The following is a 20,278-nucleotide window of genomic DNA, read 5'->3' as shown; positions in this document are numbered from 1 at the left end:
CTGTTTACCGTTCAATGGAGTGTAGAACTTGTTATGAAGGCTAAGGACTGGGAGATATGTTGGGTTCCTCCAAAAGAAGATGTCTCTTGTTCTCGGACTTTGACTAAAGCTTTTAACCTTCATCCAGTTTTATCCAAGGTTTTTATCGCGCGTGGAATGAAGGATGTTTCGTCTGTGCGCAGATTCTTGTATCCTAATCTATCAGAGTGTTCAAGCCCTTTTGGCCTCCCTAATATCGCAGAGGCTGTTGGAAGAATCTTGAGGGCAAGGCGTAACCAGGAAAAAATACTCGTATACGGGGATAATGATGTTGATGGAATGACATCAGTAGCTCTGCTTGTGGAATTTTTTCAGCTTCTTCATATGGATGTGGAGTACGCTTTTAGTGGCTTGTCTTTGAATCCTCTCCAAGCTTCTTTAGCTTTAGTTGCTAAAGTTCAAGAAAAAAAAGCAAATCTAATAGTGACTGTAGATTGGGGAACTACGGCAGCAAAAGAAATTTCAGCAGTAAAAAATTTAGACGTTGATGTTGTCGTTACAGATCATCACGAAATCATAGGAAAGGTTCCTAAAGAAGTTCTGATTGTTAATCCTAAAATATCGCAGGATTATCCTAATCAAGAATTAACAGGTGTAGGAGTAGCTTTTCAACTGGCTGTAGCAACGTTACAGTCTCTAGTAGCTTCTGGTGATCTGCCAAAAAATCATATTGATGTTTACAAATTTTTGGATCTAGTGGCTTTGGGGACTATTGCCGACGTGGGAGAATTGGTTGGTGAAAATCGGATTTTCGTCAGCCATGGTATAACCTTGATTCGTAAGGGGCGTAGATTAGGACTAAGGCGGCTTTTGGAGGTTTTGAAGATAAACATTGATAGCGTGACGGCGGCTGATCTAGCGCTAAAAGTAGCTCCAAAACTTAATAGCTTGGGGCGGTTATCCAACCCTGAAAAAGGGGCGGAATTATTGTTGTCTATAGACAGCATAAAAGCGGTTCAACTAGTTAAGCAGATTTGTGAGATCGACAGAGATAGAAGGGAGTTAGAAAGAAAAATTTCTCAGGATGTAGAGAGAGTTCTTAAGGATAACCCCGAAGAGGGGAGAAAAGCTGCATTAGTTTTAGCTTCGGATACATGGCACCCCAGAATCGTTCCTATTATTTCTGCAAAATTTTCTAAGCTATATAACAGGCCTGTAGTGATAGTATCCTTTTCTGGAGAGATTGGTAAAGGGTCAGCGAGAACCCATTCAAATTTTCCTTTGTTAAAAGTTCTTAAGAAGTGTTCTGAAAGCTTTCTTTCTTTTGGTGGACATAACTTGGCTGTGGGGTTATCAATTCGAAGGAAGGATTTTGCTTCTTTCAAAAAAAAATTCATACATTTGGTGCAATCTTCTTCTCAGAAAAAACATCGAAAAGAAAGTTTATTCCTGGATGCAGAAGTGGATTTTTCTTCTTTAACCTATGAGCTTTTATCTTCCGTGGAATTGTTAGAACCTTTTGGAAGGGGAAATCCCTCCCCAGTGTTTTTCACGACAGCTAGACAGTATCGTTTGCCAAAATTAGTAGCAGGCTCACATATAAAAGTTTTTTTGGAAAATAAAGGCCGGCATTTTGAAGGTGTGCTGTTCTCTATGGAGAGTCGATTAAAAGAGCTACAAAGTGCATCAAATAAAGAGTTGAAAGTAGCTTATACGCCAAGAATTATCAGTTCTCCTTTTTTGGGTGAGGTAGTACAATTACTGGTCAGAGATTTTACTTTTTAGGTTCACAATGTCCATTGGTTCTGTTAATCAAGGGGCCTTCACTCAGGAAAATGCTCAGGATCGAAGAACAATCCAAGGGCTTTTGGGCTTGACCTCAACGTACGCTAAGATCCTTTACGAGCCACTTTGTCAAACAAGGTTGAGGTGGGAAGAAGGCTGTTGCGAAGGGCTGTGTGGGGTTCTGGGATACATTGCTCGCGTAGCGAAGATAATCTTGAAAGTTCTGTTATATGTACTGCTCTTTCCTTTGGGTATTCTGTGGTTGTTAGGGAAGTGTTGTCAGTATGCCGTTGTGCCGATTTCTAGCAAATTTTTCTTTAATCAAGTTATGGGGTCACTAGGACCGAAAAGATCACAAATCCTTGTGAAAAATGTTCAGATCTTATGGGAAAGTGGGATCAAACAGTGTCGGAGGGTTGCTGTTGTTTCTGCTCCAGGGTACGTAGTAGACTCCGTTATAATGTCTTTTTCTGAAGAGGGTTTTGAAGGCTGTAGAGAAGCCCATAAGCGATGGTTGTTAGTTTCTTTAGGAAATTGTGAAGCTATTGAAGGTGGATGCCGGGAGGAAATTCTCTATTTAGCTAAGAAGTTAAACGCGAACGTAATGATGTTTAACTATCCAGGGGTAGGGCAAAGTACAGGGAAGCCTACCATGGAACAGTTAGCGGGAGCGCACTCGTCTTGTTTGAAATTTTTAGAAACCTTTGATCCGTCACATATATTTTGCTATGGCTTTTCTTTAGGAACGGCAGTGCAAGGTAAATCCTTGTCAGAGCATGCCCTCAAGGAGGGGACAAAATATATAGCCATCAAAGACAGGGGGCCCTCATCTCTCGGGGAGGCCGCTGATAGCATATGTAGAGTAATCCCTCTTGCTAGAAGAATTATGACCTTCTTTAACTGGGAGGTCAATTTAGCTGACTTGGTTAAGAAATCCAAAATCCCAGAGATTATTATTTGTCCTGTGAATGGACGGGGGGAGGCTATCTCTGATGATTTGTTTGAAGCCAAGGTTTCTTTAGGAGCAAAGTGTTTGGCAGAGGGATATGAAAAAGCAGAAAATATTCGGGTAATAAAAGAACCGTATATTTCGCATACTTGGCCTTTGTCGTATATTTGTGTAGACGAAATTTATGAGACTATACAAGCCTTTCTAGGCTCTTCAGGAGAGGCTTCGCAGTTAGGAGAGGCTTCGCAGTTAGGAGAGGCTTCGCAGTTAGGAGAGGCTTCGCAGTTAGGAGAGGCTTCGCAGTTAGGAGAGGCTTCGCAGTTAGGAGAGGCTTCCTAATCGCGAGAGGCTTTGCTAGTGGGGGCTTTCTGGGAGATTTCTTGGTTAATCATTAAATTTGGCTGTAGGAAGAACCCTGCCTCCTGTTTGGTTTTATGTAAGGGCGGTACATTTTTGCGTCAATCAGGGGCGGTTTCTAGTTCTTTTGTTAAGAAATTTTGTTTGTTTTAAAAAAAATAATCGACCGGCAAAAGAAAGGGTAAAATGCCTCGAGTTGGGGTTGTGAGGTGTTTTTTTTGCTGTTTTATAGTTGTAAGCCCTTAAATCTCTTAAAGATAGTTAGCTGTAAAAACTTGATTAATAATACTTTTCTTGGAAAAATGAATGCCTCTGTTTTTTCTTAAAACTAGGATTTAATTAACTTTTAGTTAGTTGTCAAAGTAAATTACATGCTGATGGGGGGAGGTTTCTGGTATATGGCATGCGAACAAGATAATCAATTTGGAATTATAGGGGCGGTTCATTTGGACGAGGCAGGAAGCTTAGATCATACTGGTGAAGCACCCGCTTCCGGGCTAGTTTCCATCACGCAAGCGGCCAAGTTGAATAGTGTAACCAGACAGGCTATTTATGTAGCCATCAAACAAAAGAAGTTGAGAGCTGTCAAAACCACAAGATGGGAAATAGATCTTAAAGATCTAGAGGATTACAAAAGAAATCGATACTCCAGAAAGAAGTCTGTGTACAACGGAGAGCTAGTTTTCGATAACGAGAAGGGGTATTTCTCCGTCAATCAGGTAGCTGAGATGCTGGGAGTTCCCGTTCAAAAGATTTATTATGCAACGAGGACTGGAGCTATTACGGGATCTAGGAAGGGCGCTGCTTGGGTTATCCATGAATCTGAGATAGCTCGCTACAAAGAGGAATACCTTAACAAGAAGTCTATTGCGCCAAAGAGAACTGAAAATGTCAGTGCTTCGGTAGTAGAGGAGTCTTCTAATTAACTAATCATTTTTTCTAGAATCTCTCCTTAGATTTATTTCAAAGAGGGCCTGAGGGCCCTCTTTTTTTTTTCAAAAAGATTCAATTTTGTGACGGAGTGTTTTATTAAGTGATAAAACCCTTGAATTAATACTTGTTTATGGGTATTAATGCGCCTTTTTGTTCTTTTTAAAAGCCTCAGAGAGAAAAACGTGTTTCAGAATGTTCGTGTTCGCATAGCGCCATCTCCCACAGGAGATCCACATGTAGGAACAGCCTACATGGCTCTTTTCAATATGATTTTTGCTAAAAAATTTGGTGGCAAAATGATTCTCAGAATTGAGGATACTGATAGGTCGCGTAGCCGAGAAGATTACGAAAAGAATATTTTTGAAGCTTTAAATTGGTGTGGGATTACCTGGGATGAGGGACCCGATGTAGGAGGCCCTTACGGTCCTTATCGTCAGTCGGAAAGAACAGAAATATACAGAGAGCACGCAGAAATTTTGTTGCAGAGGGGGTATGCCTATAAGTGTTTTGCTACTCCCGAAGAATTGGATGAAATGCGGGCTGTTGCTAGTAAGCTTGGCTATAAAGGAGGTTATGATCGTAGGTACCGATCTTTGAGCGCCGAAGAGGTTCAAAAGAGAGAAGCTGCAGGGCAGCCTTATACCATTCGTCTTAAGGTGCCATTAACGGGAGAGTGTGTCATAAATGATTTAGGAAGAGGGCGAGTAGTTTTCCCTTGGGCAGATGTTGATGACCAAGTGCTATTAAAATCTGATGGATTCCCGACATACCATTTGGCTAATGTTGTTGATGATCATCTAATGGGTATCACTCACGTCTTTCGCGGAGAGGAATGGTTAAGCTCTACGCCCAAACATCTGCTTCTTTACGAAGCTTTTGGTTGGGAGCCTCCAGCTTTTCGACACATGCCGTTGTTACTCAATCCCGATGGAAGCAAACTTTCCAAAAGAAAAAATCCGACATCTATTTTCTATTACCGAGATGCTGGGTATTTAAAGGAGGCGTTCATAAATTTTCTGTCGCTCATGGGATATAGTATGGAGGATGATCTAGAAATTTATCCTTTGTCTAAAATGGTGGAAAGTTTTGATCCTAAGAGGATAGGTACTTCTGGGGCTGTATTTGATATCAATAAGCTAAATTGGTTGAATAAGCACTATATCAATCACGAATTTTCAGAAGAAGAGATCGTTTCTCGGATGGAAGAGTGGGCTTTTAACAAAAAAGTTTTTTTGCGTCTAATGACGCTTTGTAAGTCACGTATGTCCACATTCAGTGATTTTGTAGACTTAGCTAAGTCTGCTTTTGAAGTTGTCCCAGAATATTCCAAAGAAGACTTGTTATCAGTAGGGGTTTCAGAAGAGATCGTCGCCTCGATTCTGTTTTGTTATCTTAAGGTTTTAGAAAAAGAAGACTTATGGAAAAAAAATGATTTTTATGAAGGCTCGAAATGCGTAGCGACCCTCTTTGAAGTACACCATAAAAAAGTTGTGATGCCCTTACTTTTTATAGCTATAACGGGAAAGAAACAAGGCTTGCCCTTGTTCGATCTTTCAGAGCTTATTGGAAAATCGAGAATACGAGTTCGATTATTACGAGCTATAGCACTACTTGGTGGGTTAACGAACAAAAAGATGCAGGCTTTAGAAAAAGCGTTACAAACAGGGTGTTTGCACAACTAGTTTTATTTAGTCAGGAAAGTTTTGTTGTTCTTTCTGCTTGCCTTGCGAGCTTTTTGTAGGAGAGCGGTTTGCTGTTTTCTCTGTCGTTGTTTTTTTATTGGATTTAATGAAGACGGCTTCTGCGAGTCTTTTATTAAGCACTTTAGCCTTACCTTTTAAAGGCTTACTGGAGTTAGTGTCTGCTAGCACATAAGCTCTTCGCGGAGGGTAGGGAGAGCAACTGCTAATCGTTATTGATAAAACAATTAACTGTATTATAAACCGAGTTTTTTCTTTTTTAATAAAAAAGCGTTTCATAAATATCAGTGTAATTAAAAAAGATCTTTATTATCAATTTTAGTGATTTCTCAGATTTTCTTTCTTTTTTCTTATTTCCATACAAAGCTGACTGTTAGTTAGTTGCGCCCCTTTAATTGTTGGTTAAAAATTTTATTTGATAATTTAATGTTTTTTGTTTGTAATAATGATGTGGGGCGAGCTTTTAATAAAAGTATCGTTGGTTTTTAACAAAACAATAGTTTTGTATTTAATTAGACCTTTAAGGAGTCGTAAGTATTATGAAAAAAGTTATTTTATTTTCAGCGCTCGTAGCTAGTGTTTTTGGCCTGAGCAGCTGCTGCAGAATTATCGATTGTTGTTTTGAAGATCCTTGCATGTCTTGCAATCCTTGCGAAGAGAAGAAAGAGCGAAATGGCGGACCATGCAATCTTTTGCCATCTTGCAGTAAGCCTTCTTGCTCTAAGGGATGTGAAAGCAAAGAGAAGCCTTCTCCTAAAGGTTGCAACAACAGCAACAAATGTCACGCTCAATAACAAGTAGTGTGAGTTAAGGCGAACATTGTTAGGTTCGCCTTTCTTTTGTCTTGAGACTTTATAAAAAAAGTTAAAAAAGTTATTGAATACATTATTTAGGGTTGAAAGATTCCAATTATTTCTACCCAATGGCTGATGAATAAAATCTAAAACTGCTTTAGGAGACCCCCATGTCCAAACTCATAAAACGGGTGACAACAGTTCTAGCAATAACAAGTCTGTATGGTAGTTGCTTTGCTAGTGGATCCGAACCTTTACCCAGTGTTAAAAATTTAGTAACTCAAGTTAGAGCGGAGAGCGCTCAAGAGAAAGTTTTGCTTGTTTCTTCGAAAAAATCTCGCTTCGAACGTAAAGGCAAGAAACAGATCTTATCTCAAGATAGTGCTTGCGCTTCTAGCCAAAATGGGAAGCGTAATGGGGCTAAAGGTGAGAATTGTTACGGAAAAATGTGTTCCGTAAAGATTAACGATAATAGCAATGTAGAGATATGTCAGTCTGTGCCAGAGTTTGCTACAGTAGGTTCTCCATATCCTATCGAAATTGTTGCTGTAGGTAAGAGAGATTGTGTGGATGTGGTTATCACGCAGCAACTGCCTTGTGATTCAGAGTTTATAAGTTCGGAACCTGCAACAAAACTCAGTTCCGATAAGAAGTTAGTTTGGAATATAGATAAGCTCTCTCAAGGAGAAAAGCGAAAAATAGTTGTTTGGGTAAAGCCTTTAAAAGAAGGTTGTTGTGTTACTGCGGCAACAGTATGTGCTTGTCCCGAGTTGCGTTCCTATACTCGTTGTGGTCAGCCTGTTGTTTGCGTCCGTCAAGAAGGCCCAGAGTCTGCCTGTGTACGTTGTCCTATAGTGTATAAAATACAGGTAACAAATACAGGTTCTGCTGTGGCGAAGGGAGTGATCGTTGAGGATATTATACCAGAAGGACTCACTCACTCTTCAGGAAAAAATGTTCTTACATTTAACCTTGGAGATATGAAACCGGGGGAAAGCAAAACTGTTAACGTAGAATTATGTGCTAAGCAGGGCGGAAAATATACCAATGTTGCTACCGCAACTTTTTGTGGTGGTCAGAAATGCACAGCAAATATCACCACAACTGTTAATGAACCCTGTGTTCAAGTTAATGTAAGTGGTCCTGAATGGGCATATATTTGCAAGCCTGTGGAATATACGATAACAGTTTCTAATCCAGGAAATTTGGTTCTTTATAATGTTGTAGTAGAGGATGCTGTGGCTCAGTCTTCCACGATCATTTCAGCTCCTGGGGCAGAAGTGTGTGGGAATAAGGCGGTGTGGAGTGTTTCAGAACTTTGTCCAGGGGAAACTTTGCAGTTTAAGTTAACTGTAAAAGCTCAAGGCATCGGTAAGTTTACTAGCGGGATTAGAGTGAAATCTGATTCTGATTGTGGAAAATGTACTTCTTGTGCGGAAATTTCTACGGTTTGGAAAGGTTTGGCAGCGACACATATGTGTGTGCTTGATACCAATGATCCCATTTGCATAGGGGAGACCACTGTATACCGTGTTTGCATTACCAACAGAGGTTCTGCAGATGATACCAATGTTTCTTTAATTATGAAGTTTTCTAGGGAGCTGCAGCCGGTTTCTGTTAATGGTCCTACAAAAGGTACTATATCTGGAAATACTGTGGTTTTCGACGCTATTCCGGTTCTTTGTTCTAAAGAATCTGTGGAATATTGTGTGACATTGAAGGGTGTTTCCGCAGGAGATGCTAGGGGAGAGGCAATTCTTTCTTCAGACTCGTTGTCTACACCAGTCTCTGATATAGAAAACACTCATGTCTATTAATCATCAGTAATTGGACTAACGAAAGAGAGGGCGCTCAGTTTTGAGCGCCTTTTTTTATTTTAAGACAGAATGATAGTTTCCCTTTCTTCATTCTTTTGTAATTTTGTTGGTGAACTTTAAGGGATTTCATAGGAAGCCCGTTGTCCCAGAAACAATAAACTCTTATTAAAGGGCAGAGATTTGTTTTTTTGAAGATTCGTTTACTAACTTTAAGATGAAGATATAGCTAAACCAGGGATTTTTCTATTAGATGGATTGGATTTATTAGTAGAACTTTTCAATTAGAAAAAAATCAAGCCTCCTAAGCTTTTCTGAGGCTTGTTTTTGGGATTAATGGATAACTTTTTGATTTTGTCTGATCAGAATCATGTCTTTTAGAATATTTACGGATTCTTCCATTTGAATGTCGTTAAGTCCGTAAGAGTCTTTGGCTCCTTCTTTTCGGATGCTTTTAAGAAATGCTTGGAAGTTTTTATTAGAATCTAATCTACTCGAGCTGTTTGCCTTTAAAACAGGAATCATAGCTCTCCAAGTCTCTTCGCATTCCTGTAGGTCAGGGAGATAGTAGGAGCGAAACCATTTTTTAGTGGCAGTGTCTAAATCTGATAAATCATCTTCCAATACGTTAATACATTGATCGGCTGGTAAGGGATTTTCTAGAAATTTTTCTCCGATTTTTTCTTCTCCATAACGACCAGGGACTACAATATCAGATTTGACGCCCTCTAGTTGTGTAGAAGCGCCTGAAGGAGAATAATATTTTCCTATGGTTACTTTAAAAAAGGATTCTTCATCTCTATTTCCAGTGACGGTTTGATGTTGGATTGTGCCCTTCCCATAAGTTTGGTGGTCGCCGACGATAACTGCTAGCCCGTAATCTTTTAAAGTTTGGGCGACAATTTCTGAAGCAGAAGCAGAGCCTTTGGATACCAAGACAACTAATGGGCCGTCATAAAATTTTGTTTTTGAGAAGGTCCTGTATCGCTTAATACTGCCATCTGAGTACTTAGAAACTACAGCGACACCATTTTTCATAAATAATCCGGCAACCTTCACAGCCTGAGATAAAAACCCGCCATTATTCTCTCTGATATCTAGAATCAGCCCTTGTAAGTTGTGTTTTTTCAACTCGCTTATAGCTTTTTTTAAATCGTTTTCGCTGGATATAAGCCCTTCGCCTTCATAGAATGAGTGCAGAGTGACTTTCCCGATAACACCGTTGCCGAAGGGTTCTTCAGAAATATCCACACGTTTATCTGAAAGTTTTATCTTTGAGCGAGTTAGATGAACAGATTCTAGTGTTCCGTCTTCCTTCATGATTCCCAGTGTTACAGAAGATCCTTCGCTACCTCTTAATATTTCAAGGACGCCTTTAAAAGAGATCCCTTCGATGGATTGACCATTTACACTTTGGATAACGTCTCCTGGGGACAGTTTTTTTGAATTTTCTGCTGGGCCTCCTGGAATTATTTCTCTTATCGTAATTCCAAATATATCTTCTCTTAAAACAACTCCTATCCCGCACATTCCTTTTTCCAACTGTATGCGCATGGCTAAAGCTTCTTCTTTACTGAAATAAGCTGTGTGAGCATCTAAACTGTTGGCTATGGCCTTTAATGCTCGAACTAGTATGTAATGTTTTTCTTCCTCTAGGGGCATGGGGTTCCCGTATTCATTGATGCCGAGATAGTCATTTTCGTAATTGGATAATTGTTTTTCACATAAGAGGACCAACAGATCTTCTTTCCCCGCATAACGATCTTCTTTGCTTTCTTCTAAATATGCTGACAGATATGAGAGGAAGAAGTTTAAATGTCTTTCTTTTAGAGTCTGTATAGATGGGGAGAATTCATTATGTTTTTCAAAGGAAGAAATTTCTTTTGCCCTGTTGACTAAATCGACAGGATTTTTTTGCCACTCATACCGCCAACTACGAGCCCTAAATATAGACTCTTTAATGGTGTCATTGATTTTCAAATAAGCTGAGAAATTATGGTTTTTATAGTTGAGAGCAAGATTCCTTTTTATGTCTGTAGACTGCGTATTAGACTTCCACTCCTTTTCTGTTAGATAAACTTTATTCATGTCGAATGTTCTCATATAGCAAGATAGTGATCTAATCAGGACGGATGAGGAGATTTCCTTATTATCAACGTGGTATTGAGCTAATTGATCAGCTGTTTTTTTTACAGATTCTTCTGTGAGGAAAGTTGAAAGAGATAGACAGAAATTTGGGACAATCCAAAGAAAAGTAAAGAAAAAGCGAACGAATCGAGTCATCATAAATCAGAAGCCATTGCACACTGTGTAACGGTATATTCGGTCGAAAACGAAAACTCTTTAGATGTTTTCTTAAAAAAGGAGGAATTTTTCTATTTGAGTACAGGGGAGAGCGTGGTGAATTCGAAAGAAGTCATCTGAGAACGAGAGAAGAGAACAAACAGCTATCCAAAAATAGATTGATAGTCAAAACCCCTAGGGCAATAAATGTTAGGAATCCCCCAAGGATGAAGTAGGCTCCGCTGAAGAACAAGGCTGTGGGAGGTAGGAAGCTTAAAGAGGTGAGGACCGCGGCCATGAACAGGAAGATGATGGCTACAGAAACTAACCCTATTCGACGCACAGCATGTTTGTCGCAGTTCCACACTTCTAATTTTGATAAAGAAGTGTGGTTGGTAGGGAGGATGTTGAAACTCATAGGCTTAACTAAAATTAACTTGGAACATGCTAACCTATTTGGGTTAATTTACTCAATGGGTTGTTAAGAATCATTTTTAGATTAGACATTTTTATAAAAGTCTCTTTATTCTGCTTAGAAGTTTTTTTATTTTTGTTGTTAAAGAATATTTTTAAACGAAGGGAAGATTGGAGGTTGATTCAAGAATGTCGGGGCTACGCGATAAAGGGTTCAAGAGGTTTTTTACTCCGATATTTTTGCTTTGTTTTGGGATAGTTTTTTTAATTTTTCGAGAGGATGGCTATGGATCTATTCTAAGGAGGGATATGGCCGTCCAGGCGGGGGTTGATCCGTTGCCTCTGAGAATTATGGTTTTTGATAGTTCTTTTGTGGATATTGTTTTAGATGTTAGCGAAGATTTTATCGCAAGATCTGGACTTAAAGGGAATGAATCGGGAGTCATAGACATCTCGGTTGTGCGTAAGATTTTAATGGACTACGAGTTGGAGTATGCAAGGCCTATTTTTGCTAAAAGGAAAGAGCCTGTTGGGAATTTAAAGAAGCAATTGTCCCGGCTAGGGATTTTATGTGTTGATTATTGTGAAAAGTGCGGGACAAATGAAAATGAGGCGGCAAAAGTACGGCTTACGTTATGCTCCCCTGGAGGGAGGAAAATTTCTTGTTGTTCTGTAACAGGAATTAGCGATCTGGTCAAAAGGGGGGTGGACGCTTCTAAGTTTGGTTATAACGAGCATACTTTAATAGACGGACATCTTCTTTTTTACGACGACTATGTAGAAAAGATTTTAAAGGTATCCAAAGATCGGGATAATCGCGTTATTCTTGATATGTCTGACCAACTGGCAGTGAGGGAGTTGTGCTCCAGGTTTTGGTTTTTACTTCCTCAGGTCGATATGATATTTTTTTCTGCAGAATCTGCAAGAGTTTTCACCGGGATGAGTTCGTTGTCGGCGGCATGTAAGTTTTTATCCAAGTTTCAAAAACTGGTAGTGGTTCGAGATGACGATTTAAGGATATTTTTTCTTTCGGATTCGAAGGATCGTGGGGTGTATCAAAGAGATTTTTCAAGCAAGGAAGAAGCTGAATTGTTTCAATCCGGGTTTTTGTTTGGGTATTTAAGTGGAGAACGCTCAGAATATTGTATTAGTTGTGCAGAATCACTTTCTAGCGAGGAAGATTTAGCTTAAATTAGGATTTTTTATAAAAAGCTTTTACTTTTTTATAACAATCTTTCCTGCGAAGCAGAAAGAGATTGTTCCTGAAATAACTCCTTGCAAACAAACGTTCCTTACTCTATAGTTCTCCGCTTATAGAAAGGTTGAATCGAGATAAGGATCATGCCGACCATAAATCAGTTAATTCGTAAAGGACGAAAATCTACAGTGGGCAGGAAAAAGTCTCCTGCTTTGCAGCGATGCCCTCAGAGAAGGGGTGTTTGTTTGCAAGTTAAGACGAAGACTCCGAAAAAGCCGAACTCTGCTTTGCGTAAAGTTGCTTGGGTTCGATTGTCTAATGGTCAAGAAGTTATTGCTTACATTGGAGGCGAGGGGCACAATCTTCAGGAGCACAGCATCGTGCTTGTTCAGGGGGGTAGGGTGAAAGATCTTCCTGGTGTGCGTTATCATATTGTGAGGGGAACGCTTGATTGTGCTGCTGTAAAGAATAGGAAGCAGAGTCGTTCTCGCTATGGGGCGAAGCGTCCTAAGTAGTGATCTTTGCGTGGTTTGCGTTGTTTGTTCTAACAAGAAGAATTTTTAGAGGTTAACCGTATGTCAAGAAGGCATTCTGCCGAGAAGCGTGTAATTCCAGGAGACCCTGTTTATGGGAGCGTCGTCCTTGAGCGCTTTATTAACAAGCTGATGTTGCATGGGAAGAAGTCTAAGGCGAGAAAGATTGTTTATAGTGCTTTGGATCGTTTCGCGAAAAAAGTTGGCGCTGAAAGTGTTATGGATGCTTTTGAAGAAGCGTTGGAGAATGCTCGTCCTATTCTTGAGGTAAGATCTCGTCGAGTTGGTGGGGCGACTTATCAAGTTCCTGTTGAGGTGGCTCCTGGGAGAAGGGATTGTCTTGCTATGCAGTGGATTATCAAGCATGCCAGAGCTAAGGCTGGGAAAAGCATGGAGGTTGGATTAGCTTCCGAGTTGGTGGACTGTTTTAATAAGCAGGGTGCGACGATTAAGAAGCGAGAGGACACGCATAGGATGGCTGAGGCTAACAAGGCTTTTGCGCACTATAAATGGTAGTCGGTAATTGGTTGGGTTGATAGGTAGATGAGTAAAGGGAATTTCGATTTAGCAGATGTAAGAAATATCGGCATCATGGCTCACATTGATGCTGGAAAGACGACGACAACCGAGAGGATATTATACTACGCTGGAAGGACTCATAAGATTGGTGAGGTTCATGAGGGCGGTGCTACCATGGACTGGATGGAGCAAGAGCAAGAAAGAGGTATTACTATTACCTCTGCGGCCACCACGGTTTTTTGGTTGGGAGCTAAAATCAATATCATCGATACTCCTGGTCACGTCGATTTTACTATCGAAGTTGAAAGATCTCTTCGTGTTTTAGATGGGGCGGTGGCCGTTTTTGATGCGGTTTCTGGAGTTGAGCCTCAGTCGGAGACTGTTTGGCGTCAAGCGGACAAATATGGAGTTCCCAGGATAGCTTTCGTAAACAAGATGGACCGCATGGGGGCAGACTATTTTGCTGCTGTGGAGTCTATGAGGGAGAAGTTGGGTGCTAATGCAGTTCCAGTTCATTGTCCTATTGGCTCCGAGAGTCAGTTTGTTGGGATGGTGGATATCATTTCAAGGAAAGCGTTATATTTCTTAGATGAAACTTTGGGAGCTAAGTGGGAAGAAAAAGAGATTCCCGAGGAATTAAAAGACCGCGTGGAAGAGCTTCGAGATAAGCTTTTGGAGGAGTTGGCTACCGTTGATGAAACAGACGAAGCCTTCATGGAAAAAGTTTTGGAGGCTCCAGATTCTATTACCGAGGAAGAGATTCATGCGGTAATGCGAAAGGGTGTAATCGCTAATAAAATTAACCCAGTTCTGTGCGGAAGCGCATTTAAAAACAAAGGCGTCCAGCAGCTGCTAGATGTTATCGTTAAATGGTTGCCCTCTCCTCTGGATAGAGGTAAGTTGAGAGGAATCAACCTAGAGACCGGAGAAGAGATTTTGTTGGAGCCGAGAGCTGATGGTCCTTTGGCTGCTCTGGCATTCAAAATTATGAGTGATCCTTACGTGGGCAGGATTACTTTCTTAAGAATATATTCTGGAACTCTTAAAAAGGGATCCACGGTCCTTAACTCTACAAAAGATAAGAAAGAAAGGATATCGAGACTGCTAGAGATGCATGCCAACGAAAGGACGGATAAAGATGAGTTCACCGTTGGGGATATTGGAGCCTGTGTGGGGTTGAAGTTTTCGGTCACAGGAGACACTCTTTGCAGTGAGGGAGATGAGATTGTTTTAGAAAAAATCGAGTTTCCAGAGCCAGTTATTGATATGGCTATTGAACCGAAATCCAAGGGAGATAGGGAAAAATTGGCTCAAGCTTTGAGTGCTCTCTCAGAAGAAGATCCCACTTTCCGAGTTTCTACAAACGAAGAGACTGGGCAGACTATTATTTCCGGAATGGGGGAATTGCATTTAGATATTCTTCGAGATCGGATGATTCGAGAGTTCAAAGTAGACGCTAATGTTGGTAGACCCCAGGTTTCTTATAAAGAGACGATTACTACTTCGGGTAGCAGTGAGACCAAGTACGTTAAGCAGTCCGGAGGACGGGGGCAGTATGCTCACGTTTGTTTGGAAATAGAGCCAAACGAGCCAGGAAAAGGCAACGAGATAGTTAGTAAAATTGTTGGGGGGGTTATTCCCAAGGAATATATTCCAGCAGTAATTAAAGGGATAGAGGAAGGTTTATCTAGTGGAGTCCTTGCTGGGTATGGATTGGTGGATGTCAAAGTTAGTATCGTGTTTGGATCTTACCATGAGGTAGATTCCAGCGAGATGGCGTTTAAAATATGTGGTTCTATGGCTGTTAAGGAAGCTTGTCGTAAAGCTAAACCTGTCATTTTAGAGCCGATTATGAAGGTGACTGTTGTAACTCCAGAGGATAATCTTGGGGATGTCATTGGGGACTTGAATCGTCGCCGAGGGAAGATTTTGGGCCAGGAGAGTTCCAAGGGCATGGCTCAGGTGGGGTCAGAGGTTCCTCTTAGTGAAATGTTTGGCTATACGACTTCTCTGCGCTCTTTAACCTCTGGTCGGGCAACCTCTACGATGGAACCCGCCTTCTTCGCAAAAGTTCCTCAAAAGCTCCAAGACGAGATTACAAAGAAATAGAAGGGTATTCATGAAACAGCAAAAGCAAAAAATTCGAATCCGGTTGAAGGGTTTTGATCAATGTCAGTTGGATCGTTCCACCGCCGATATTGTTGAGACGGCAAAAAGGACTGGTGCTGTAATTGTTGGACCTATACCTTTACCTACGAAAAGAGAGGTCTACACTGTCTTGCGTTCTCCGCACGTTGATAAGAAGTCCAGAGAACAGTTTGAAATTCGCACTCATAAGAGACTTATTGATATTTTGGCTCCTACAGGAAAAACTATAGATGCTTTGAAAACTCTTTCCTTGCCCGCAGGAGTCGATATTAAAATTAAAGCCTCCTAGCCTTTATCGACGTTTATGGGTAGCAAAGACGCATCTCTTCTTGATTTTGTTCTGCAGGAGCGTTCTTTGTTAACTAAGGGGGAGTTAGCGGATAATGGAGGGGAACTGGTCTATTCCCTGAAGTTTTCCGCGAAGAATCCAGGAGAGCTTAAGTATAGGGTAGGAGACTCTTTAGCTGTACTTCCTGAAAACGATCCTAAAATAGTAGACGATATTCTAAACGCTCTTTCTCTAAGAGAAAAGGAGCATCTTCTAGATCCCCGTTCTGGTCAATTTCTTGATTTGAAAAGCTTTCTTACAAGGAAAGCTGATTTGGATAAGCTCCCAGAATTTTCTAAAAGACTCTTCCCTAACGATGCGTGTACTCAAGAGAACGGAAAAAAAGTTTCCTTAAGGGAGCTTCTTCTGAAATACCGACCAAAGGTGAAATTAGAAGAAGTTCCTTCGATCTTTGCTCCATTGCTTCCTAGATTTTATTCTATAGCTTCATCACCGCTATATGATAAAAATTCTTTAGAACTCACTGTGCGTTCTATATTAGTTCAAGGCGCCTATTCTTCTTGGCCTGGAGTTTGCTCTTCCTATATCTGTAAGAGACTTCAAAAGAATGAAAGAATACACGGATACATCAGCCCTACCCAGCATTTTACCTTAAACGAAAATAATCGAGGCAAGCCCCTAATTATGATTGGGGCCGGCACGGGGATCGCCCCCTATAGGGCTTTTATGCAAGAGAGACTGTACCTTAAAGAGTCTGCTAAGAACTATCTTTTCTTTGGGGAACGGAAACGTAATACAGACTTTTATTACGAAGATTTTTGGAAGGAGTGTTGTGATCAAGGGCTTCTAGAGGTCTATCTAGCTTTTTCTAGAGAAAGCGATCAAAAAATATATGTCCAGGACAGAGTCTTGGAGAAAAGCGAAGAGATTCGAAGCGCTTGCATGTCGGGAGCTTACATCTTCGTCTGTGGAAGCAAGGCTATGGGGGCAGAAATCCGAAAGGCTATAGAAACTATTCTTGGTAAAGAATTGTTTAAAAACTTTATAAAAACCAAACGTTTTGTAGCGGACGTCTATTAGCTACTCTTCTAAATGCTCTATAACTGTAATGATACAGAAACATTGAACCCCATCTCCACATCCATAATCGCTCAATCCTTCACCAGAAGTTGCCGTAATTCCTATAGACTCCAAAGACACTCCGAGGAAAGAAGAGACGCTCTCCCTGATAAGCTCTATCTTGGGAAGAAACCGAGGTCTGCTTCCCTCCAGAGTTATAGCTACATGGGAGATCTGTTGGTTGGATTTTAAACCTTTAACAGCCTCTTTTAAGTAAACCCCACTGTCCGTAATGCCCCTGGAATTTAGTAAATCATCAGCAACCTTTCCTAAAATAATGTTCTGAGTGATAGAAGTAAGCGCATTGCACAGAGCGTGAAAGATCACATCTCCATCAGAATTAGCGTGAAACCCAGGGACATTTTCGAAAATAACTCCACCAAGAATGCATGGTTTACTCGAACCCTCGGGAAGAAAGCGGTGGCTATCCTGCCCTATCCCAGTCTTGACTATCCATTTAGGGGTGCTTTGCATATTTAATGCCTCGACTTTGAATGAAAACCCAGTTGCTACTTTTATTTAGCGGCTGCGATAGTAATCCATCGGTTTCTTTTTTAAAAGAATTTTACTTCTAATGATTTAAGGAGAGAGGAAAAAGAGCTAGTAGAATAAAAAAAACTCTAGGAAAGAGATATTATCTTAGATAACGAGTTTGTCAATAATTATTGGGAAATTGATTGCCAATAATCGGAAAGTTTTCTTATTATTGTGCTTCCGAGTTCTTGGCTAGATAGCTCAGCTGGTAGAGCAGAGGACTGAAGATCCTTGTGTCGTCGGTTCGATCCCGGCTCTGGCCATTTTGGGAGTAAAATCTCAAATTTGAAGTAAAGCTCGTCTTTCAAGCCCGCAATGAGAAGGCTTTTTTAGTAGTTTTAAGTCCATTAGGGTTTTTCGGCCTTAAATGTTCTCGGTGGCGGCGGGTTTGCGGTTGATTCAGTAATAGGGATTTAGGAATGGAAGCTTATGCTATAATTCAGGCTGGCGGTAAGCAATACAAAGTTTCTGCTGGGGATGTTGTCGATGTAGAGATAACTAGTGACATTGCAGTAGATTCAGGAACGCATGTGTTCTCAGAGGTTTTATTTTCCTTCGATGGCAAAGAAGTCAAACTAGGAACACCTCTCTTAAGCAAAGCTAGCGTTATAGCAGATATTTTGGGTTGTGTGAAGGGTCCAAAAGTGACTGCTTATAAGTATAAAAAAAGAAAGAATTATCACAGGAAACTAGGACATAGACAGAACTATGTCAGAATGAAAATTCGTGAGTTGTCGTTGTAAAATCGGAGTAGTGGAAGATGGCACATAAGAAAGGACAGGGAGCCAGCCGTAACGGAAGAGATTCTGAGTCGAAACGCTTAGGAATGAAAGTTGGTTGTGGCCAGTACGTCACTACTGGAAGTATTTTGGTTAGACAACGTGGAACGAAGTGGAGACCTTCCAAAAATGTTGGAAGGGGTAAAGATGATACCCTATTTGCTTTGATTGATGGGTTTGTTTCCATGAAGAAAACAGATCGTACATATGTTTCTGTATTACCAGCTACTAGTAAGTAAAGGCTTGTAAACTACACTTCTTTTTTTGATTAAGACTCCGCTGCTTCCAGTTTATGTTGGTCGGGCGGAGTTTTTTTATTTTTCTGCACCTTGAGGTTGAGTTTTGTTCACAGATAAAGTTGTTTTAGAACTCCGTGCCGGTAAAGGCGGTAACGGGGTGGTGGCTTGGCGTAAGGAGAAATATCTTCCTAAAGGAGGCCCTTACGGAGGTAATGGCGGTAACGGAGGCTCCGTAATCGTACGTACGGATAATCACGTGTATTGTTTTGAAGCTTACAGAAATTTACGTTTTCTAAAAGCAGAGGATGGAAGACCTGGAGCTTCAAATAATAGGTCTGGAAGAAATGGTAAAAATTTAGTTCTCTCGGTGCCTCCAGGTACTTTGCTGAAAAATGTGGAAACGGGAGAACTTATTAAAGACTTTGTCCATGAGGGAGAGGAGCTTGTTATTTGCCGGGGAGGACGAGGAGGCAAAGGAAATTCTCATTTTAAAAGTGCTACAAATAGAGCGCCTACCCAGTGTACTCCTGGTAAACCCGGGGAAATTTTGCGTATAGAATTGGAACTAAAATTAATAGCTCATATAGGCTTAGTAGGGTTCCCAAATGCAGGGAAGTCCACGTTGCTTAACGCAATGACTTACACAGAGGTACGAGTTGGAGCTTACCCATTCACAACTCTTAGACCTTCTTTAGGGCTTCTAGCTCGTACTAATCAATATCAAAAACCCCTAGTTGTCGCTGATATTCCAGGTATTATCGAAGGAGCTCATGATAACCGGGGGCTTGGTCTCGATTTTTTAAGACATATTGAACGAACTGGACTGCTTCTTTATGTTGTCGATATATCATGTTTTGAGCGGAAAAATCCCATAGAAGATCTGAGGATTCTAAGGAGAGAATTAGAGCTTTACAATCCGCAACTTTTAGATAAAGAGGCTTTAGTAGCGTTGAATAAGGTTGACGAACTGTTGGAAGATGAAAAGGAGAACATGATGAATCTATTTGCTAAAGAATTTCCTGGATTCAAGTTTCTCTGCGTTTCAGGTAAAACTGGTCAAGGAGTTCAAGCTTTAACGGAAGCTTTAATACAAAGACTTAATCCATAAAAAATCCCCATCAGAAGCGCTATGGTTGGGCCTACGGGAAGATCTAGGAAATATGCAGCTATAATTCCTGAGAAAGAAAAAATTATGTTAAGAAGAGAGGATACGATCATAATTTTTGTCATCCTATAGGAAAACCTACAAGCTATGGCTACAGGCAAGACAAGCATACTTAGCATAAGTATGATTCCCATGATGTAGATAAGAAGCACTATAGCCGCAGCCACGAGAGCGAGAAGTAAGAAATACCACTTCTGAGGAGATTGTCCTTTAAGAGACATGTGCTTTTCATCGAAGCAAAAAGCCTTGAATCGATTATGACAAAATATTGTTGTAAAAACGATTACGGCATCTAGTATAAAAAGAGTCTTCAGATCCTTACCGTTTATCCAAAGAATATTTCCTAAAAGGAAGTCTATGAGTTCTGAATTAAATCCTGGGATCATAGAAAATAAAATAATGCCTATGGCCATGCCTATAGACCATATCATTGCTATAAGAGCGTCTTCTCTTTCTCGATACTTCAAATGAATCTTGCCGATAAAAATAGAGAGCAAAATAGAGCCGACTAGAGCCCCGTAAATAGGAGAAATATCCAAATTGAGGTGATACTGTATCCATAACGTTAGCCCTATTCCACCAAGCATGGAATGAGAAATACTCCCACTGATAGATACGATACGCCTGACGACAATATAGGTACCGACAATACCTCCCGATATTGATGCTCCTAAAGCAGCCAAGAAGGAGTTTAACAGGAGAGGGTTGAACGTTTCTTTAAGAAAATCTATCTTCATGCTAGGACCT

General features: G+C 40.6%; 20 protein-coding genes and 1 tRNA gene. 16 read left to right on the top strand and 5 right to left on the bottom strand.

The window, feature by feature from the left end; translation table 11 throughout:
• The first annotated feature begins 33 nt into the window (after positions 1-33).
• The 4 genes from recJ (at position 34) to gltX (ending at position 5,685) form a co-directional block, all read left to right on the top strand.
• Complete coding sequence (gene recJ / locus KJA58_RS03320; RefSeq protein ID WP_213358036.1) at positions 34-1,764, top strand: single-stranded-DNA-specific exonuclease RecJ; 1,731 nt, start codon at positions 34-36, stop codon at positions 1,762-1,764.
• 7 nt (positions 1,765-1,771) lie between these two features.
• On the top strand, positions 1,772-3,052 hold the full coding sequence (locus KJA58_RS03315) for a CPn0927/CPn0928 family alpha/beta hydrolase fold protein (protein ID WP_213358035.1): 1,281 nt from the start codon (positions 1,772-1,774) through the stop codon (positions 3,050-3,052).
• 416 nt (positions 3,053-3,468) lie between these two features.
• Positions 3,469-3,996, top strand: a complete 528-nt coding sequence (locus KJA58_RS03310; protein WP_213358034.1) for a helix-turn-helix domain-containing protein — start codon at positions 3,469-3,471, stop codon at positions 3,994-3,996.
• Positions 3,997-4,143: 147 nt separating this feature from the next.
• Positions 4,144-5,685 (top strand): glutamate--tRNA ligase, encoded by a 1,542-nt coding sequence (gene gltX / locus KJA58_RS03305; protein WP_213358033.1) that lies wholly within the window; start codon positions 4,144-4,146, stop codon positions 5,683-5,685.
• A 6-nt stretch (positions 5,686-5,691) separates the two neighbouring features.
• Here the strand turns inward: gltX and KJA58_RS03300 are convergent, their stop codons facing one another.
• Entirely contained in the window at positions 5,692-5,874 is a 183-nt protein-coding gene (locus tag KJA58_RS03300; protein ID WP_213358032.1) for a hypothetical protein, read from the bottom strand.
• A 368-nt stretch (positions 5,875-6,242) separates the two neighbouring features.
• On the opposite strand from KJA58_RS03300, the gene KJA58_RS05200 reads away from it, so the two are divergent.
• Both KJA58_RS05200 and KJA58_RS03290 read left to right on the top strand, forming a co-directional pair.
• Complete coding sequence (locus KJA58_RS05200; RefSeq protein WP_213358031.1) at positions 6,243-6,497, top strand: small cysteine-rich outer membrane protein; 255 nt, start codon at positions 6,243-6,245, stop codon at positions 6,495-6,497.
• Between the two features lie 170 nt (positions 6,498-6,667).
• Positions 6,668-8,314: an OmcB family cysteine-rich outer membrane protein gene (locus KJA58_RS03290; RefSeq protein WP_213358030.1), complete on the top strand. Its 1,647-nt coding sequence runs from the start codon at positions 6,668-6,670 to the stop codon at positions 8,312-8,314.
• Positions 8,315-8,644: 330 nt separating this feature from the next.
• Here KJA58_RS03290 and tsp read toward each other — a convergent pair whose 3' ends face one another.
• Both tsp and KJA58_RS03280 read right to left on the bottom strand, forming a co-directional pair.
• Complete coding sequence (gene tsp / locus KJA58_RS03285) at positions 8,645-10,594, bottom strand: tail-specific protease Tsp (protein WP_213358377.1); 1,950 nt, start codon at positions 10,592-10,594, stop codon at positions 8,645-8,647.
• Between the two features lie 133 nt (positions 10,595-10,727).
• Entirely contained in the window at positions 10,728-11,012 is a 285-nt protein-coding gene (locus KJA58_RS03280; RefSeq protein WP_246485717.1) for a hypothetical protein, read from the bottom strand.
• A 185-nt stretch (positions 11,013-11,197) separates the two neighbouring features.
• Between KJA58_RS03280 and KJA58_RS03275 the strand changes: the two genes are divergently transcribed.
• The 6 genes from KJA58_RS03275 to KJA58_RS03250 all read left to right on the top strand — a co-directional run bounded on the left by KJA58_RS03275 (position 11,198) and on the right by KJA58_RS03250 (position 16,775).
• Positions 11,198-12,199 carry a hypothetical protein gene (locus KJA58_RS03275; protein ID WP_213358029.1) on the top strand — a complete coding sequence of 334 codons (1,002 nt, stop codon included), beginning with the start codon at positions 11,198-11,200 and terminating at the stop codon, positions 12,197-12,199.
• A gap of 150 nt (positions 12,200-12,349) precedes the next feature.
• The gene (gene rpsL / locus KJA58_RS03270; RefSeq protein WP_213318675.1) at positions 12,350-12,721 is read left to right on the top strand and encodes a 30S ribosomal protein S12; all 372 of its coding nucleotides are present in this window, start codon (positions 12,350-12,352) and stop codon (positions 12,719-12,721) included.
• Between the two features lie 60 nt (positions 12,722-12,781).
• Positions 12,782-13,255, top strand: a complete 474-nt coding sequence (rpsG, locus tag KJA58_RS03265; RefSeq protein ID WP_213358028.1) for a 30S ribosomal protein S7 — start codon at positions 12,782-12,784, stop codon at positions 13,253-13,255.
• 27 nt (positions 13,256-13,282) lie between these two features.
• A complete protein-coding gene (gene fusA, locus KJA58_RS03260; RefSeq protein ID WP_213358027.1) occupies positions 13,283-15,367 on the top strand; it encodes an elongation factor G in 2,085 nt (694 codons plus the stop codon).
• Positions 15,368-15,377: 10 nt separating this feature from the next.
• A complete protein-coding gene (gene rpsJ, locus KJA58_RS03255) occupies positions 15,378-15,695 on the top strand; it encodes a 30S ribosomal protein S10 (protein WP_213358026.1) in 318 nt (105 codons plus the stop codon).
• A gap of 15 nt (positions 15,696-15,710) precedes the next feature.
• On the top strand, positions 15,711-16,775 hold the full coding sequence (locus KJA58_RS03250) for a ferredoxin reductase domain-containing protein (RefSeq protein ID WP_213358025.1): 1,065 nt from the start codon (positions 15,711-15,713) through the stop codon (positions 16,773-16,775).
• On the opposite strand, the gene ispF is transcribed toward KJA58_RS03250, so the two are convergent.
• Complete coding sequence (ispF, locus tag KJA58_RS03245) at positions 16,776-17,288, bottom strand: 2-C-methyl-D-erythritol 2,4-cyclodiphosphate synthase (RefSeq protein WP_213358024.1); 513 nt, start codon at positions 17,286-17,288, stop codon at positions 16,776-16,778.
• Positions 17,289-17,538: 250 nt separating this feature from the next.
• Between ispF and KJA58_RS03240 the strand changes: the two genes are divergently transcribed.
• The 4 genes from KJA58_RS03240 to obgE all read left to right on the top strand — a co-directional run bounded on the left by KJA58_RS03240 (position 17,539) and on the right by obgE (position 19,474).
• Positions 17,539-17,611, top strand: a tRNA-Phe gene (locus KJA58_RS03240).
• A gap of 156 nt (positions 17,612-17,767) precedes the next feature.
• A complete protein-coding gene (gene rplU, locus KJA58_RS03235) occupies positions 17,768-18,091 on the top strand; it encodes a 50S ribosomal protein L21 (RefSeq protein WP_213358023.1) in 324 nt (107 codons plus the stop codon).
• 17 nt (positions 18,092-18,108) lie between these two features.
• Positions 18,109-18,366, top strand: a complete 258-nt coding sequence (rpmA, locus tag KJA58_RS03230; RefSeq protein WP_213358022.1) for a 50S ribosomal protein L27 — start codon at positions 18,109-18,111, stop codon at positions 18,364-18,366.
• 103 nt (positions 18,367-18,469) lie between these two features.
• Positions 18,470-19,474, top strand: a complete 1,005-nt coding sequence (gene obgE / locus KJA58_RS03225; RefSeq protein ID WP_213358021.1) for a GTPase ObgE — start codon at positions 18,470-18,472, stop codon at positions 19,472-19,474.
• Here obgE and KJA58_RS03220 read toward each other — a convergent pair.
• The gene (locus KJA58_RS03220) at positions 19,432-20,268 is read right to left on the bottom strand and encodes a metal ABC transporter permease (RefSeq protein ID WP_213358020.1); all 837 of its coding nucleotides are present in this window, start codon (positions 20,266-20,268) and stop codon (positions 19,432-19,434) included. The genes obgE and KJA58_RS03220 overlap by 43 nt on opposite strands.
• Positions 20,269-20,278 lie beyond the last annotated feature (10 nt).

Source organism: Chlamydiifrater phoenicopteri (assembly GCF_902807005.1).
In the GTDB taxonomy this organism is placed as follows: domain Bacteria; phylum Chlamydiota; class Chlamydiia; order Chlamydiales; family Chlamydiaceae; genus Chlamydiifrater; species Chlamydiifrater phoenicopteri.
This window is presented reverse-complemented; position numbering and strand designations above follow the sequence as displayed.

Bases quoted from the DNA above. Each gene is read 5' to 3' on its own strand.
- ispF (WP_213358024.1), bottom strand. From the start codon at position 17,288: ATGCAAAGCACCCCTAAATGGATAGTCAAGACTGGGATAGGGCAGGAT.
- KJA58_RS03280 (WP_246485717.1), bottom strand. From the start codon at position 11,012: ATGAGTTTCAACATCCTCCCTACCAACCACACTTCTTTATCAAAATTA.
- KJA58_RS03310 (WP_213358034.1), top strand. From the start codon at position 3,469: ATGGCATGCGAACAAGATAATCAATTTGGAATTATAGGGGCGGTTCAT.
- rpsG (WP_213358028.1), top strand. From the start codon at position 12,782: ATGTCAAGAAGGCATTCTGCCGAGAAGCGTGTAATTCCAGGAGACCCT.
- KJA58_RS03275 (WP_213358029.1), top strand. From the start codon at position 11,198: ATGTCGGGGCTACGCGATAAAGGGTTCAAGAGGTTTTTTACTCCGATA.
- recJ (WP_213358036.1), top strand. From the start codon at position 34: ATGAAGGCTAAGGACTGGGAGATATGTTGGGTTCCTCCAAAAGAAGAT.
- KJA58_RS05200 (WP_213358031.1), top strand. From the start codon at position 6,243: ATGAAAAAAGTTATTTTATTTTCAGCGCTCGTAGCTAGTGTTTTTGGC.
- rplU (WP_213358023.1), top strand. From the start codon at position 17,768: ATGGAAGCTTATGCTATAATTCAGGCTGGCGGTAAGCAATACAAAGTT.
- KJA58_RS03250 (WP_213358025.1), top strand. From the start codon at position 15,711: ATGGGTAGCAAAGACGCATCTCTTCTTGATTTTGTTCTGCAGGAGCGT.
- tsp (WP_213358377.1), bottom strand. From the start codon at position 10,594: ATGACTCGATTCGTTCGCTTTTTCTTTACTTTTCTTTGGATTGTCCCA.
- KJA58_RS03290 (WP_213358030.1), top strand. From the start codon at position 6,668: ATGTCCAAACTCATAAAACGGGTGACAACAGTTCTAGCAATAACAAGT.
- KJA58_RS03315 (WP_213358035.1), top strand. From the start codon at position 1,772: ATGTCCATTGGTTCTGTTAATCAAGGGGCCTTCACTCAGGAAAATGCT.
- gltX (WP_213358033.1), top strand. From the start codon at position 4,144: ATGCGCCTTTTTGTTCTTTTTAAAAGCCTCAGAGAGAAAAACGTGTTT.
- KJA58_RS03220 (WP_213358020.1), bottom strand. From the start codon at position 20,268: ATGAAGATAGATTTTCTTAAAGAAACGTTCAACCCTCTCCTGTTAAAC.
- rpsJ (WP_213358026.1), top strand. From the start codon at position 15,378: ATGAAACAGCAAAAGCAAAAAATTCGAATCCGGTTGAAGGGTTTTGAT.
- rpsL (WP_213318675.1), top strand. From the start codon at position 12,350: ATGCCGACCATAAATCAGTTAATTCGTAAAGGACGAAAATCTACAGTG.
- rpmA (WP_213358022.1), top strand. From the start codon at position 18,109: ATGGCACATAAGAAAGGACAGGGAGCCAGCCGTAACGGAAGAGATTCT.
- fusA (WP_213358027.1), top strand. From the start codon at position 13,283: ATGAGTAAAGGGAATTTCGATTTAGCAGATGTAAGAAATATCGGCATC.